We start from the raw sequence: 15276 nt of genomic DNA on the forward strand, positions 1-15276 counted from the left end.
CGATGGATATGAAACTGCTCGGAAGGCAAACGTGGAAATTTGGAGAACAGGTCTTTTTAAATTCAACAGGAACAGCTGTAGGCCCAATGGAAAGTGAAGGCCCGCTCGGAGCGATGTTTGATGTAAAGTACAAAGAACTTCATTGTAATGAAAAGAACTGGGAACTCGCAGAGCGCCGTTTGATGGAAGATTCAATCACGAGCTGTCTGAACAAGGCAAAATTGTCAAACGAGGATATTAATTTTTTCCTTGCTGGCGATCTGCTCAATCAGGTTGTAACAGCAAACTATGTGGCAAGAGCGAATGAAATTCCTTTCCTTGGTGTCTTCGGAGCCTGTTCCACTTCGATGGAATCTCTTGCAGTCGGTGCTGCCCTGGTGGATGGGGGCTACGCCAACCGGGTAGTAGCGGCCGTAAGTTCACATAACGCTACAGCTGAACGACAATTCCGGTATCCAACCGAATATGGCGGACAAAAGCCGGATACGGCAACGTTCACGGTGACAGGAGCGGGGGCTGCTCTCGTCAGCAGAGAACCATCATCCATAAAAATAACCGCAGCCACGATTGGAAAAGTAAAAGACTTTGGGATCAAGGATCCTTTTGATATGGGTTCAGCGATGGCGCCTGCAGCAGCAGATACTATCGCGGCTCACCTTAAAGAGACAGGGAATAACCCGGATTACTACGATTTAATCGTAACAGGGGACCTTTCAGCAGTCGGTTCACCGATCGTTAAGATGCTCTTAAGTGAGCAAGGTGTAGATATCTCAAAGAATCACAGAGATTGCGGTCTGATGATGTACCGTCCTGATCAGGAAGTGTTTGCCGGCGGAAGCGGCTGTGCCTGCTCTGCAGTCGTAACATACGGCCACCTTGTAAAAGAACTCCAATCAGGTAATTTGAACCGAATTTTAGTCGTAGCCACTGGTGCACTCCTGAATCCGACGATGATGCAGCAGAAAGAATCCATTCCAACGATTGCTCACGGAGTAGTTCTTGAAAGTACAAAGGAGGTGCTTAAGTAATGGAGTATTTATGGGCATTTTTAGTCGGAGGCGCCATATGTGTAGTCGGCCAGCTCATGATGGATGTGTTTAAATTAACTCCTGCACACGTCACCACCTCCTTTGTTGTCGTTGGAGCAGCGCTGGATGCATTTGGAATTTATGATAATCTTATTAAATTTGCAGGTGCAGGAGCTACTGTTCCGATCACGAGCTTTGGGCATAACCTGCTGCATGGTGCGATGGCATCAGCAGACGATCATGGGTTTATTGGAATAGCCATGGGAATCTTTGAACTGACTTCAGCCGGTATCTCATCTGCCATTCTATTCGGTTTTCTGGTCGCATTAATATTTAAGCCTAAGGGGTGAAAACATTGGGAAAGAAGCGTGTCATCCTCATTACAGACGGAGATTTATATGCTTTGCGAGCAGTAGAGCATGTAGCCAGAAAAATAGGTGGACGCTGTATATCCCAGTCCTGGGGGAACCCTTCGAAAATAAGCGGGCACCAGCTTGTAAGAATGATCATGCAGACGCCCCACGATCCCGTCCTCGTCATGTTCGATGATTGCGGATTCCGCGGCGAAGGCCCGGGAGAACTCGCAATGAGAATTGTGTGCAGCCATCGGGACATCGAGGTGCTCGGCGCAATAGCCGTCGCATCCAAAACCCATCATTCGGAATGGACTAAAGTTCATTTTTCCATCGACCGGTATGGGAGCTTTACAGAATACGGGATTGACAAGAGCGGTGTTCCCGATTTTGAGACAGGCAGGATCAACGGAGATACCGTCTATATACTTGATGAATTGAACCTCCCGATCGTCATCGGTATCGGTGATATCGGAAAGATGGCCGGCCATGACGCAGTGGAAAAAGGAGCCCCGATTACAAGTATGGCGGTTGAAACCATTTTAGAAAGGAGCGGTTATAATGCAGGGATCGAAAGAAAGGAAAAAGACACCAATCAGTAAAAAAATCCAAGAGAACGAACAGCAGCTGAAATCACGGCTGGGCATCGGAATCAGCTTTGATGTGGGTGTCAGGAAACTGCATCTATTAAAAAAAGAAGTCCAGATCTATTATTGCACTGGACTATGTGACAGCCTTTTTATCATTGAGATCATGAGAGAGCTCATGGACATGGACCATGGGCATCGGGCTCCCTCCAATGTAAAAGAAATTCTTCATGAACATCTGTCTCACCAGCAGGTGGAACTGACCGACAATTTGGAGATTGCTATTGACCGCATGCTTTCTGGATTGATTGCCGTCTTTCTTGAAGGGGAAGACCAAGCTTTCATCGTGGATGTCCGTAGCTATCCGGGCAGGCAGCCGGAAGAACCGGATACAGAAAAGGTAGTCCGCGGCTCCCGTGATGGATATACGGAAAATATAATTGTCAATACAGCTCTTACCCGCAGGCGGATCAGGGATGAACGGCTCCGCCACGAAATAATGCAGGTCGGTAAACGATCCAAAACAGACATCTGTATCTGCTATATTGATGACATTGCCGATCCCGGGCTCGTCAACCTTGTCAAAAAAGAATTGCAGAGCATTGACATCGACGGTATTCCAATGGCCGATAAAACGATCGAAGAATTTCTTGTAAAGCAAGGCTGGGATCCTTTTCCGCTCGTCCGTTATACCGAGCGGCCGGATGTCGCTGCACAGCATCTCATGGAGGGGCATGTTCTGATTATTACGGATACAAGCCCATCGGTCATCATTACCCCGACTACTTATTTCCACCATATTCAGCATGCTGAAGAGTTCAGGCAGACCCCGATGGTAGGAGCTTTTATCCGATGGGTCCGTTTCGCAGGGATTATCGCTTCACTTTTACTTGTGCCTCTCTGGTACCTCTATGCCACTCAGGAAAACCTGCTTCCTCCTAATATTGATTTTATCGGTCCGAACAAAACGACGCATATTCCTTTATTTCTGCAGATCCTCTTTGCTGAGATCGGGATAGAAATATTGAGGGTAGCGGCTATCCATACCCCCAGTCCGCTGTCGACGGCCATGGGTTTGATCGCTGCCGTATTGATCGGACAGATCGCGATCGATGTCGGACTGTTTGTTCCAGAAGTTATTCTCTATGTTTCCGTAGCGGCGATCGGCGGTTTCTCGACTCCAAGCTATGAGCTGAGTGTAGCCAATAAGATGCTCCGGCTCCTGCTGCTTATCTTAACTGCCATTTTCCATGTGCCGGGATTTGTAGGTGGGATCACCTTAATAATGCTTTATCTGTGCTCGATGAAGAACTTGAATACCCCTTACTTATGGCCATTTATACCGTTTAACGCAAAAGCCTTCCTGCAGATTGTCATCCGGCTCGCTGTGCCGCTCTCAAAGATCAGGCCAAGCATCGTCCATCCGCAGAACAGCAAAAAACAGCCGACTTCCTAAGAAGTATTGCCGAAAGAAAAAATTTGTGATAAATTTGTTCATAACAATTGGATATGCCTCATTTATATATAATGGGGTAGAGGCGCAAAGCGGATCAGTAGGATGATGGAGTGAATGGACATGAAGAAATCATTTTAAAGGCCAATTTGCCGAAGTGTGAAGATGGTCCATACATCCTCATGCTGGGTCGCTGCCGAACAGACAGCGGACTGTCACTGCATCATGCAGTGGAGAACTATTCCGGCAAATGGGGGTACGGTGTAAGACAGCTAATGTACCTTAATACATTAGCTGTCTTTGTTTTTCGTCGGAACAGAATCTCTAATGGAAAAGCAGAGGGGAGATTTTTTCATGTATTTACATGGTACTAGTTCAATCAATGATGACAATCACTTAACAATCGGCGGGGTTGACACCGTTCAGCTGGCGTGTGAATATGGTACACCGCTTTATATTTATGATGTAGAGCTGATCCGAAAGCGTGCGAGGTCGTTCAAGAAAGCGTTTGAGGAACAAGGGATCAAAGCACAAGTGGCTTATGCAAGCAAAGCGTTCTCATGTTTGGCGCAAGTCCAACTGATGGACGAGGAGGGAATGAGCCTGGATGTTGTATCAGGCGGGGAGCTGTATACCGCTCTTTCAGCTGGTTTCCCGGCGGATCGTATTCATTTTCATGGAAACAACAAAAGTTACCAGGAACTTCAATATGCTCTTCAATCGGAGATCGGATGTTTTGTTGTCGATAACTTTCATGAACTCCGCATGCTCGAAAGCCTTTGCAATCAGCTGAACAAGAACACATCCATCTTGCTGAGGATCACTCCGGGTATTGAAGCTCATACACACGAGTACATCCTGACTGGGCAGGAGGATTCCAAGTTCGGTTTTGACCTTCAGAACGGGCAGGCAGAACAGGCGGTTCTAGAGTCGCTTGAATCACACCGTCTTAACCTCTTGGGCGTTCATTTCCATATCGGTTCACAAATATTTGAGACCACGGGATTTGTTCTGGCAATTCAAAAGCTTTACGAATATCTCGGTAGATGGGATACAGAATTTTCTTTCTTTCCTGAAGTCCTGAACCTCGGAGGCGGATTCGGCATCCGCTATACAGAAGAAGATGAACCGCTCGAACCGAAAGAATACATTGACGCGATGATCCAGGAGATCACCAGGTTATCATCTAGCGCCTCTGTTGCTGTTCCGGAAATTTGGATTGAACCCGGGCGTTCACTGGTCGGAGATGCAGGAACGACCATCTACTCAATCGGATCTCAAAAAGATATACCTTCTGTCCGTCACTATGTGGCTGTCGACGGGGGCATGAGCGATAACATTCGTCCTGCTCTATATCAAGCCCAGTATGAAGCCGCGCTTGCAAACCGTGCCGGTGAAAAAGGGACGAAAAAAGTTTCAATCGCCGGGAAATGCTGTGAATCAGGGGATATGCTGATCTGGGACATCATGCTCCCGGAGACGAAGAGCGGAGACTTGCTTGCTGTCTTCTGCACGGGTGCTTATGGCTATTCCATGTCCAACAACTATAACCGCATACCCCGGCCGGCGGTCGTTTTTGCTGAAAAAGGGGAAGCTCGCCTCGTTGTGAAAAGAGAATCTTATGAAGATCTCTTACGCCTGGATCTTCCTTTAAAGAACGGCGTGTTTGCCGGCAATTAAGATGAGCTTGCGGACCTCGCTGGACTCTGGGCCAAAAAAAGCATAAAATAATGAAGTATGTTGAATTCAGGAGGTTATATCTATGAAAAAAGGTTCTATCGAATTTGAAAACGGCGAAAAAATTTCCATTGAGCTTTTTCCGGAAGAAGCACCGGGGACAGTAGCTAACTTTGAAAAATTAGCAAACGAAGGTTTCTACAATGGGGTAACATTCCATCGTGTAATTCCTGGCTTTGTAGCACAAGGCGGAGATCCGACAGGAACAGGTGCAGGCGGCCCTGGCTATACGATCAAATGCGAAACAGCCGGAAACCCTCACAAACACGTGGCTGGTTCTCTTTCAATGGCACATGCCGGCAAAGACACAGGCGGAAGCCAGTTCTTTATCGTTCATGAGCCGCAGCCGCATTTAAACGGCGTTCATACTGTTTTCGGACAAGTTACCGAAGGCATGGACACGGTTCTTCGAATCAAACAAGGCGATGTAATGAAAGAAGTTAAAGTTTGGGAAGAATAAGAATAGTGAAAACCCCCGGTTTCCCGGGGGTTTTTTTGTGGGATATTCTTGTGGGAAAAGGTTTGAAGTGCGCCGCCCGGCCTCAGCTCTTCTTTTTCATCCGCAGCTGCTTTTGCGCTTCACGTTCTAAAATAACATCACTCCGGTCACGCAGTTTATGCTTGTGCACGATCCTTTCATCCGCCATATCGCTTTCATTGCCCCAAACCGAGCCTTGTTTTTCAATGCAGCGGCAGCACTGGTCCATGAGTGCTTCATCTGCAACAGGAAGATTCAGGTCTGTAAAAGGCTTTCGGCATTCAATCTCATCCAATCTTATCATGAGCCTTTCCAGCAGTGCTGTGCCATCAAGTCCGAGCCTCGTGAGATCCTTTTTATGTGCGGACAGTTTACCGATTGCGCTCTTCATCATTCTGAGTGCTCCAATGTCATTGCCTCTCCGCTGATGGTAGAGTGAGACCGCGACCTGGATCAATCCGACCCAGACGCCGTTTTGCTGACCTTCGCTTTTCCAATGCTCTTCAAGTACTTCATGGCATTCGAAAAAGTCCCTCGATCCGTGGAAGTAGGCAAGGTATTCAATGTATGCTTCTGGGTACATCAATGGCCTCCTGGTTTGCTTTTTACAGTCTATCTTACTAAAAATTTTAAGATGCAAAAAGGAACTGTGTTAAAAATATGGTATAATTCCGGTACAATATTGAATTTGGAAACAGGGGTTACTACTATGAAGTATAGCGTGAAAGTCGATGCATTTGAAGGTCCTCTCGATCTGCTCCTGCATCTGATCACTTCGTACGAGATCGATATATACGATATACCCGTTGCTGCGATTACAGAGCAATATATGAACTATATACATACGATGCAGGAATTAAAATTGGATGTGGCCAGTGAATACCTGGTCATGGCGGCAACGCTTCTCGCCATCAAGAGCAAGATGCTGCTCCCAAAACAGGACGTACAGGATCTTGATCAGCAGATGGAGATTGAGATGGATGAAGATCCCCGGGAAGATCTCGTCCGCAGGCTTATTGAATATCGAAAATTTAAGCAGGCTGCAGTCGGCCTGAAGGAGAAAGAAACGGCCAGAAGCATGATCTTTACAAGGGAGGCTATGGATCTGACGTACTATGAAAACCAAGAAGAAGAAGTCAATCCCGTAGCTAACGTAACGATCTATGATATGCTCGCCGCCATGCAGAAGATTTTTACTAAAAAACTCGAGAAGGCGCCGAGAAAAACAACGATTGAGCGCCAGGAGATCCCGATTGAGACAAGGATGAAGCAGATCATCAATGAGATCCGTTATTCGAGCGGCAGAAAGAAATTTTCCGATCTTTTCACCTCCTCAAACCGGGAACATCTTGTTGTCACTTTTCTGGCTGTGCTGGAATTAATGAAGACGAAAGATGTGACATGTGAGCAAGAAAACAATTTTAGCGAAATTTTTATTTATGCAACAAAGGAGAATGAAGTTTGAGTCAATCAGCAGAACATAAAGCGGTCATTGAAGGGCTAATATTTGTTTCGGGGGAAGAGGGTATTGAAAAAAAGCAGATAGCAGACGTTCTGCAGATCGGCATGGATGCGGCTGAAGAGCTTCTTGATGAGCTGGTCAAAGACTACAAGTCTGATACGAGAGGCATGGAAATCATTGAAATCGCCGGTTCATTCCAGTTTGTTACGAAGCGCGAACATGCCGGCTATTATGAAAGGCTTGTATCTGCTCCCTCCCACTCCAGCCTGTCACAGGCAGCTTTGGAAACACTTGCAATCATCGCCTATAAACAGCCGATCACGAGGGCTGAAATAGAGGAAGTCAGAGGGGTAAAGACTGAAAAGCCGCTGCAGACGCTCTCTTCTAAAGGGCTCATCAAAGAAACAGGCCGTGCAGAAGGAACCGGCCGGGCTATTCTATACGGTACGACAAAGAATTTTCTGGAGCATTTTGGTTTAAAGTCATTGCACGAACTTCCGCCGCTCCCTGAGAAAGTGAACGATCAATCGATTGAAGAGGAAGCGGATCTGTTTTTTTCAAAGTTTCAAGAAACGATGGAATAATGGGAACAGGAGTTGAAGGCCTTGAAAATTAGAGCATGTACAGGATATGAGCTGGAAAAGGAAAAGCCGAACTCGCCGGAAGATTTTTTTAACCGTTCAGAAGTATTCTATGAACAAGAAGGACAAGAAAAAAGTTTTCAGCTTCTTTACGTGAGATATTTTGAGGAACAGCTCCTGCCGCACATCTCGGAACAATTAATCACGGATGATGGAGAGCAGCTGGCGATTAAAGACATCGCAGCCCTGGTTTGCTTGCTTCATTTGAAGGATGCCCTGGAAAGAAGAAGACTTTACATGAACAGGGAGGAAAACTTTCTTTCTCTCTTTCAGAACGTGGATTGGTCTGATGTTAAAAAGATTTGGAAAACAGTAAAACAGCAGTAAAAAAACGTCTCCTTAATGGATGCTTTTTTTATTAGAAAGAAATAAGGGCGTAAAACCGGTATTAAAAGGGAAAACTTACGTAACTACCCATACGGAGGTTTCAACATGCCCAAAATTGTATCCGTTCAAACAACGAATCTTCCACATAAGCTGGAACAAGAACAGGCTCTCGAATTTGCACGGGGATTATTTTCTCAATCATTTAAAGATATTGAGAGACTTCTGAAGGTGTTTCACAATGGCGAGATTGCGACCCGCCATTTTGCGAAGCCGCTGGAGTGGTTCAAAGAAACGCACTCTTTTCAGGAGAAGAACGATTTTTACATCGAAACCGCAACCAAGTATGGCGGAAGAGCGATTAAAAAATGTCTGCAAGATTCCCCCTTTTTAAGAAGGAATATTGAATATAAGGAGATTGATGCGATTTTCTTTATTTCCAGTTCTGGTTTTTCCACACCGAGCATTGAGGCAAGAATCATGAATGAACTGCCATTCTCACCCCATACAAAACGGGTGCCGATCTGGGGGCTTGGCTGTGCGGGAGGGGCATCGGGCTTTTCCCGAGCCTATGATTATTGCCGGGCGTATCCGAAAGCAAACGTCCTCGTACTAAGTGTGGAGCTGTGCAGCTTAACGTTCCAGCATGATGATCACAGTAAAAGCAACCTTGTCGGCACATCGCTCTTTTCAGACGGGGTCGGCTGTGCGCTTCTTTGCGGCGATGAGTCGGATGCGGCAGAAGCCTCAGCATTTCAAGCGATACCTGAAGTGAAAGATACGATGTCCACACTTATGCCGAACTCTGAAGATGTCATGGGGTGGGATGTGAAAGATAACGGACTCTATGTGGTATTTTCAAGGGACATACCGAATATTATCCGGGGCTGGCTGAAACCGAACGTGGACGGGTTCCTCGAAAAGAACAGCTTAACCGGGAGGGATATCAAACACTTTATTGCTCATCCGGGAGGAAAAAAAGTATTAGATGCCTACATTGATGCTCTTGAGATACCGCCGGAAAAGACGGAGATTTCCAAAGCGGTGCTGAAAGAGTTTGGCAATATGTCGTCAGCTACGGTGTTTTATGTGATGGAACGGTTTATGGCAAGAATGCCTGAACGGGGTGAAACCGGACTGATGGCAGCGCTTGGACCCGGTTTTTCTTCTGAACTGCTGTACATACAATGGACATAGGGGGGGAATGATCGTGTTTTTTCTTTTTCTCGGTGCACTGATTCTTCAAAGGCTTGCAGAGCTTGTAATCGCAAGGAGGAATGAAACGTTTCTTCGTTCGAAAGGAGCGTTTGAAGCAGGACAGGAACATTACAAATGGATGGTGGCGATTCATGCTTCATTTTTTTTCTTCTTGCTCCTGGAAGTCACACTATTCCATAAAGAGCCGGCCACCTGGTGGTGGATTCCTTTCTCTCTTTTTTTACTCGCCCAGATGGCCCGTGTTTGGTGCCTCAGATCGCTCGGAGCCTTTTGGAACACGAAAATTATTATTCTGCCTGGGGCACAAGTGGTGGCAAGAGGCCCTTACAAATATATCAGACACCCAAACTATTGTATCGTAACCATGGAGATCATCACGATCCCTCTTGTCTTTCAGGCCTATTTCACAGCTCTTCTTTTTCTTGTTTTAAACGCTGTTATCCTATCTGTCCGAATTCCAACAGAAGAGAGAGCCCTTCAGGAGGCAACCGATTACGGACAGCGATTCGACGGGAAACACAGATTCTTACCTGGTGACGAAACATAATTGGATATAATTTACCATCATAACCGTCCTGTTTTTGCATAAACTTGTACAAAACAACTAAGGACGGGATACTTATGCTCTATACATCGAAAAAATGGATTCTGCCGATATTAATAGCCGTAATGATCTTTCCTTACGCGCCATTTTCAGCTCATGCTGATGGTCCTGGTGTTTCCGCGAGAGCTGCTATCCTCATGGATCAGGATTCAGGAAGAATCCTTTATGCCAGAAATGAACACCGGCCGATGCGGATCGCCAGCATCACCAAAATCATGACTGCTATACTCGCGATTGAATCTGGAAAACTTCAGGACCGGGTGACGGTCAGCGAAAAAGCGACCAAAACGGAAGGTTCTTCACTTTATTTAAAGCCAGGTGAGCATATTTCCCTAAATGATCTGGTATATGGTTTAATGCTTCGCTCAGGGAATGATTCAGCTGTAGCCATCGCAGAGTATGTCGGAGGCAGCTTTGATGGTTTTGTTTACATGATGAATCAAAAAGCCCGGGAAATCGGCATGAAGAACACGCTTTTCCGTAACCCGCACGGACTTGATGATCATGATGACCATTATTCCACCGCCTATGATATGGCAGTGCTCACACGTTATGCCATGGAGAATCCTCAGTTCCGAGAGATATCGTCCTCTGCTATCTACCGATCTCCTCAAGAAGGCGAGAAGTGGGATCGGGTTTGGCGAAACAAAAATAAAATGCTTAAACGGTATCCCTATTCTACGGGAGGAAAGACCGGCTATACAAGGCTTGCAAAACGAACACTCGTATCGACAGCCAAGAAAGACGGAATGGGGCTCATTGCGGTAACGCTGAACGATCCGGACGACTGGGAAGATCATGCTGCTATGTTTAATTGGGGTTATCGGACGTTTCACCTTGCCAGCATCGTGAAAAAAGGGGTCGTTGACGGAATCAAGCTGAAAGCCTATAAAAATAAGATTGAAGCTTCAAGAGATTTTCGATACCCTCTCATGAAAAGTGAGAAAAAAGAAGTTCAGAAATCCGTCACTCTATACCAGCCTCCAAAAGGAGGGAAGTGGAAAGAAGGAGCCATTCCCAAACCGATTGGGAAAATGAAAGTCATGCTGGGGGAAACGATGATCGCCGATCTGCCTTTATATTATGAAGGAAAAGGATTGGTGAAGGAAGACAGCAAGACATTCTGGAGTGTGTTCAAGGACATGGTGGCATCCCTTTTCTCAATCAGCTCAGGTGTAAAACATGGTTAATTACATCTGGGTGGGGATGATGGTGACAGGGTTCATTGTCGCCATGCTGACTGGAAACGTCGATAAGGTGAACGCGGCTGTTTTTAAAAGCGCACAGGAAGCAGTAACAATCAGTCTAGGAATGGTCAGTATCCTTGTTTTTTGGCTCGGCCTCATGAAAATTGCCGAAAAGGGCGGACTGCTGGAAATGCTTGCCCTTCTGTTCCGTCCAATCGTCAAGCGCCTCTTTCCGGATGTGCCCGAAGGCCATCCTGCACTCGGCTATATTTTATCCAATATGGTAGCTAATCTTTTTGGCCTTGGGAACGCAGCCACACCAATGGGGATCAAAGCGATGGAACAGCTGAAGAAGCTGAACGGCGGGAAAAATGAAGCGAGCCGCTCGATGATCACCCTGCTGGCGATCAACACATCAAGCATCACGCTGATTCCAACAACGATTATTGCGATCAGAATGAATTATGGATCTTCCAATCCTACAGACATTGTCGGGACAACGCTGCTCGCAACGGGAGTCTCGACGGTGTTTGCACTTTGTATTGACCGTTTTTTCTATTATCGGTCAAGCAGGAAGGGGAAGAAATAGATTATGAGTTTCATAAATTCATTTTCAATCTGGTTTATCCCATTTTTGATCGGCTTCATTTTACTGTATGGAACAGTAAAAAAAGTTCCGACCTATGAAGCCTTTGTAGAAGGCGGAAAAGAAGGGTTCTCCCTCGCTGTCTCCATGATACCTTATCTGGTCGGAATGCTCGTTTCTATATCCGTGTTCCGGGCTTCAGGTGCGCTTGATCTCTTGCTTGATTTCGGGAAACCGTTCTTTGATTTTATTCACGTCCCCGGAGAAGTGGTGCCGCTCGGTCTGATGCGCACCATTTCAGGAAGCGGAGCACTTGGCATGACCTCTGATCTTATCGCTTCCAACGGGCCTGATTCATTTATAGGCAGACTGGCCTCTACGATTCAAGGAAGCACAGATACGACGTTCTATGTTTTAACCGTCTACTTTGGAGCGGTCGGCATCCGCAAGATGGGGTACGCGCTGAAAGTAGGACTCCTTGCTGACCTGGTTGGATTTATCGCTTCTATCATCGTCGTTACCATCGTATTTTCATAGAACACACCGAACCCACAAATGTTCGGTGTGTTTTTGTGTGAAGAACATTGAAGCTCAGCTTGAGAAATGGAAGTGTAGAGAGTATGATGTTAAATGAGGTGAAATCATGGAACGTTTACAAAAAGTAATTGCCCAGAGCGGCATTACATCAAGGCGAAAAGCTGAAGAATTAATATTGGAAGGAAAAGTTAAAGTCAATGGAACCGTTGTGCAGGAGCTTGGTACGAAGGTTTCTCCAAAAGACCGCATCGAAGTAAATGGAGTGCAAATAGAAAGGGAACAGCCTGTATACTTTCTGATGTACAAGCCTTCGGGTGTCATCACTGCTGTTTCGGACGACAAAGGTAGAAAGGTTGTTACGGATTATTTTCAGGATATCGTGGAAGAGCGGATCTTTCCGGTCGGCCGTTTGGACTATGACACTTCTGGTGTTTTGATCATGACCAACGATGGTGCATTTGCCAATGAACTGATGCATCCGAAATATAAGGTGGACAAATCGTACATTGCGAAAGTAAAAGGTATTCCCGAACGTGAAGTGCTGAAAAAGCTGGAAAAGGGGGTCGTGCTTGAAGATGGCAAGACCGCGCCTGCAAAAGTGAAGTTCATCTCAGGGGACAGGAAGAAACAGACCTCAATTATTGAACTGATCATACACGAAGGAAGAAACCGGCAAGTCAGAAGAATGTTTGAAGCGATCGGACATCCTGTGATGAAACTGAAGAGGGAGCGTTATGCTTTTTTAGATGTGAAAGGGCTGAATCCCGGCGAATTCAGAGAACTGACGCCGCATGAAGTGAAACAGCTGCGCAACCAGGCTGTCACACAACCGTCAAAAAAGAGAGGCCATAAATAAAATTTCAAGCGTTATAGTTAAGTTGGGAACATATAAAATGGGGGCGTCATAATTGAAAAAGAAAAGAAGACTGGTGTTTCGCTCAATTCTTCTTGCCGTCATAGCTCTTGCCGTCGGTTATACCTTTTACAATAATGTGTTTCAAGATAAGAGCGGCAGTGTGCAAAAGGGCGATAAGGCACCTGATTTTGAGCTGACGGATCTGCAGGGAAACAAAGTCCAGCTGTCAGATTACAAAGGAAAAGGAGTGTTCTTGAACTTCTGGGGAACATGGTGCAAGCCTTGTCAGCGCGAGATGCCATATATGCAAAAGGAATATAAAGAGTATCAGAAACATGGAGTAGAGATTCTGGCCGTCAACGTTGGAGAATCCAATGTTTCTGTGAAAAATTTTGCGGACCGCTTTCATCTGTCCTTTCCTATTCCACTCGATGGTTCACGGGAAGTGACGAAGGCTTATGGCATCGGACCGATTCCTACAACATTCCTTGTTGATAAGAACGGAAACATCATTGAGAAAACGAGTGAATCACTTTCTAATGAAACGATTAAAAAGTATATGGAAAAAATCAAGCCGTAACGGGGTGTGCAAATTTGAAAACGATACAATGTGAATGCGGCCACAAGAATCCGTTCGGAACTGAGATTTGTGAATCGTGCGGGAAGCCGTTAAGCAACGAAAATTCGCGCGAGCTGATCAACATGAGGTATGAGGGCAGCGCGATTCGTTCCCAGACCTATAACAAAACGTTTATTGATAAGATCTGGAACTTCTTTTCATCCGTAAAAGTGGGCATTGGAATCATTATTGTTATTTTAATAGCAGCAGCAATCGGCACCATTTTCCCGCAAGAAATGTACATACCTCCCAATGTGGATCCAACGACGTATTATAAACAGGAATACGGGACACCGGGACAAATCTTCTATCTGCTCGGTTTTCACAACCTATATGGTTCTTGGTGGTTTTTACTGCTCCTTGCAGCTCTTGGTATTTCTCTCATTATCGTGAGCATCGACAGGGGCGTTCCTCTTTACAGGGCGCTTAAACACCAGCGGGTGACACGCCATGAAAGCTTTATGAAGAGGCAGCGTCTTTTTGCGGTTTCTGATCATGGGATCTCACTTGAGCAGGTGAAGAAGGTTCTGTCAGGCAAACGCTACAGAATTAAAGAAGATAACGGCAACATACTGGCAGAGAAAAACCGGTTTTCCAGATGGGGTCCTTATGTGAACCATACAGGGCTCATCATCTTTTTGATCGGAGCCATGCTTCGCTTTTTCCCGGATATGTATACAGATCAGACACTTTGGATCAGAGAAGGGGAAACGACTGCTGTACCTGGAACGAAAACAGACGAAGGCCAGTATTATTTAAAGAACCATAAGTTTGTTATGGAGCTCTACAATAAAAAGGACAAGCAGTTCTCCAACGCACTAAACCAGGTGGGCAACGAGGTGCCGAAGAACTATCAGAGCAATATCACGCTCTATCATGCAAATCCTGCCCAAGTTGTAGGAGCAGCTCCGGAACTGAAGAAAGTTAAAGATGCTAAGATTAAAGTGAATGAGCCGCTGACATTCGGGGATTATGCCCTTTATCAAGTAGATTTCAAGCTGAACGAGTTTCATAGAATGAACCTGAAGCTTGAAAAGAAATCGACGGGGAAAAGCTTTGGGGAAATCAAGATCAATCTCTTTAATCCAAAGTCGGCGTATGATCTTGGAAACGGCTACAAAGTGAAAATGGTTGAATACTTCCCGAACTTTAAGCTCGATGAAGACGGCCAGCCGACAACAGAAAACAGCGTGCCCGACAACCCGGCATTCGTATTTAAGATGTTTACCCCAGAGACGCCAAAAGGAGAAACCGCTTTTATAGGAATTCGTAAGAACGTAGAAGCCGGCAACAACAAGTATAAGATGACCTTCTCCGGTCTCGGAACGAAAAACGTATCAGCGTTAACCGTCAAGAAGGACAGAACACTTCCAATCATTATTGTTGGCGGAATTATCTTCATGCTTGGGGTGGTCCAGGGACTGTACTGGAATCACCGCAGAATTTGGATTCAGCAGAAAAACGGGCAATTATGGATTGCTGCCCATACGAATAAAAACTGGTTTGGCCTGAAAAAAGAAATGCAGGCCATTTCGGAGGAATCCGGGCTGGTCATGCCTGTTGACCAAAGTGATGAAAAAAGCGCTTAAGCCCTGACTGGAGGTTA

The 15276-nt window shown here is 45.8% G+C and carries 18 protein-coding genes and 1 riboswitch; of the genes, 17 read left to right on the plus strand and 1 reads right to left on the minus strand.

Features of this window, described 5'->3' with window-relative positions; genetic code table 11:
* Window positions 1–8: 8 nt before the first annotated feature.
* The 6 genes from spoVAD to OKX00_RS10175 all read left to right on the plus strand — a co-directional run bounded on the left by spoVAD (window position 9) and on the right by OKX00_RS10175 (window position 5618).
* Window positions 9–1028, plus strand: coding sequence for a stage V sporulation protein AD (gene spoVAD / locus OKX00_RS10150; RefSeq protein WP_062235244.1), 1020 nt, complete (start codon window positions 9–11; stop codon window positions 1026–1028).
* Window positions 1028–1378: a stage V sporulation protein AE gene (gene spoVAE / locus OKX00_RS10155; protein ID WP_062235246.1), complete on the plus strand. Its 351-nt coding sequence runs from the start codon at window positions 1028–1030 to the stop codon at window positions 1376–1378. The genes spoVAD and spoVAE overlap by 1 nt, the downstream gene beginning before the upstream one ends.
* A gap of 5 nt (window positions 1379–1383) precedes the next feature.
* Window positions 1384–1983 (plus strand): stage V sporulation protein SpoVABEA, encoded by a 600-nt coding sequence (locus OKX00_RS10160; RefSeq protein WP_265410286.1) that lies wholly within the window; start codon window positions 1384–1386, stop codon window positions 1981–1983.
* Complete coding sequence (locus OKX00_RS10165; protein ID WP_062235252.1) at window positions 1943–3424, plus strand: spore germination protein; 1482 nt, start codon at window positions 1943–1945, stop codon at window positions 3422–3424. Before OKX00_RS10160 ends, OKX00_RS10165 begins: the two co-directional genes overlap by 41 nt.
* Before the next feature lie 69 nt (window positions 3425–3493).
* Window positions 3494–3670: riboswitch (Lysine riboswitch) on the plus strand.
* 105 nt (window positions 3671–3775) lie between these two features.
* Window positions 3776–5101 carry a diaminopimelate decarboxylase gene (lysA, locus tag OKX00_RS10170; RefSeq protein WP_265410287.1) on the plus strand — a complete coding sequence of 442 codons (1326 nt, stop codon included), beginning with the start codon at window positions 3776–3778 and terminating at the stop codon, window positions 5099–5101.
* 82 nt (window positions 5102–5183) lie between these two features.
* A complete protein-coding gene (locus OKX00_RS10175; RefSeq protein ID WP_053358003.1) occupies window positions 5184–5618 on the plus strand; it encodes a peptidylprolyl isomerase in 435 nt (144 codons plus the stop codon).
* Window positions 5619–5700: 82 nt separating this feature from the next.
* On the opposite strand, the gene OKX00_RS10180 is transcribed toward OKX00_RS10175, so the two are convergent.
* Entirely contained in the window at window positions 5701–6219 is a 519-nt protein-coding gene (locus tag OKX00_RS10180) for a DUF309 domain-containing protein (RefSeq protein WP_265410288.1), read from the minus strand.
* Window positions 6220–6345: 126 nt separating this feature from the next.
* Between OKX00_RS10180 and OKX00_RS10185 the strand changes: the two genes are divergently transcribed.
* The 11 genes from OKX00_RS10185 (at window position 6346) to OKX00_RS10235 (ending at window position 15259) form a co-directional block, all read left to right on the plus strand.
* A complete protein-coding gene (locus OKX00_RS10185; RefSeq protein WP_053358005.1) occupies window positions 6346–7101 on the plus strand; it encodes a segregation/condensation protein A in 756 nt (251 codons plus the stop codon).
* Complete coding sequence (gene scpB / locus OKX00_RS10190; RefSeq protein ID WP_265410289.1) at window positions 7098–7682, plus strand: SMC-Scp complex subunit ScpB; 585 nt, start codon at window positions 7098–7100, stop codon at window positions 7680–7682. The genes OKX00_RS10185 and scpB overlap by 4 nt, the downstream gene beginning before the upstream one ends.
* 21 nt (window positions 7683–7703) lie before the next feature.
* On the plus strand, window positions 7704–8066 hold the full coding sequence (locus OKX00_RS10195; RefSeq protein WP_265410290.1) for a hypothetical protein: 363 nt from the start codon (window positions 7704–7706) through the stop codon (window positions 8064–8066).
* Window positions 8067–8171: 105 nt separating this feature from the next.
* On the plus strand, window positions 8172–9260 hold the full coding sequence (locus OKX00_RS10200; RefSeq protein WP_091004827.1) for a type III polyketide synthase: 1089 nt from the start codon (window positions 8172–8174) through the stop codon (window positions 9258–9260).
* A gap of 7 nt (window positions 9261–9267) precedes the next feature.
* Complete coding sequence (locus OKX00_RS10205) at window positions 9268–9828, plus strand: isoprenylcysteine carboxyl methyltransferase family protein (protein WP_175501823.1); 561 nt, start codon at window positions 9268–9270, stop codon at window positions 9826–9828.
* 74 nt (window positions 9829–9902) lie between these two features.
* Window positions 9903–11075 (plus strand): D-alanyl-D-alanine carboxypeptidase family protein, encoded by a 1173-nt coding sequence (locus tag OKX00_RS23240; RefSeq protein WP_322114359.1) that lies wholly within the window; start codon window positions 9903–9905, stop codon window positions 11073–11075.
* Window positions 11068–11661, plus strand: a complete 594-nt coding sequence (locus tag OKX00_RS10215) for a nucleoside recognition domain-containing protein (RefSeq protein WP_053358010.1) — start codon at window positions 11068–11070, stop codon at window positions 11659–11661. Before OKX00_RS23240 ends, OKX00_RS10215 begins: the two co-directional genes overlap by 8 nt.
* 3 nt (window positions 11662–11664) lie before the next feature.
* Entirely contained in the window at window positions 11665–12195 is a 531-nt protein-coding gene (locus OKX00_RS10220) for a spore maturation protein (RefSeq protein ID WP_053358011.1), read from the plus strand.
* A 106-nt stretch (window positions 12196–12301) separates the two neighbouring features.
* On the plus strand, window positions 12302–13051 hold the full coding sequence (locus OKX00_RS10225) for a pseudouridine synthase (RefSeq protein WP_053358012.1): 750 nt from the start codon (window positions 12302–12304) through the stop codon (window positions 13049–13051).
* A gap of 52 nt (window positions 13052–13103) precedes the next feature.
* A complete protein-coding gene (gene resA / locus OKX00_RS10230; protein WP_053358013.1) occupies window positions 13104–13631 on the plus strand; it encodes a thiol-disulfide oxidoreductase ResA in 528 nt (175 codons plus the stop codon).
* 14 nt (window positions 13632–13645) lie between these two features.
* Complete coding sequence (locus OKX00_RS10235) at window positions 13646–15259, plus strand: cytochrome c biogenesis protein ResB (RefSeq protein ID WP_265410291.1); 1614 nt, start codon at window positions 13646–13648, stop codon at window positions 15257–15259.
* Window positions 15260–15276 lie beyond the last annotated feature (17 nt).

Origin of the sequence: Fictibacillus sp. KU28468 (assembly GCF_026153615.1) — a bacterium.
GTDB lineage: Bacteria > Bacillota > Bacilli > Bacillales > Fictibacillaceae > Fictibacillus_C > Fictibacillus_C marinisediminis.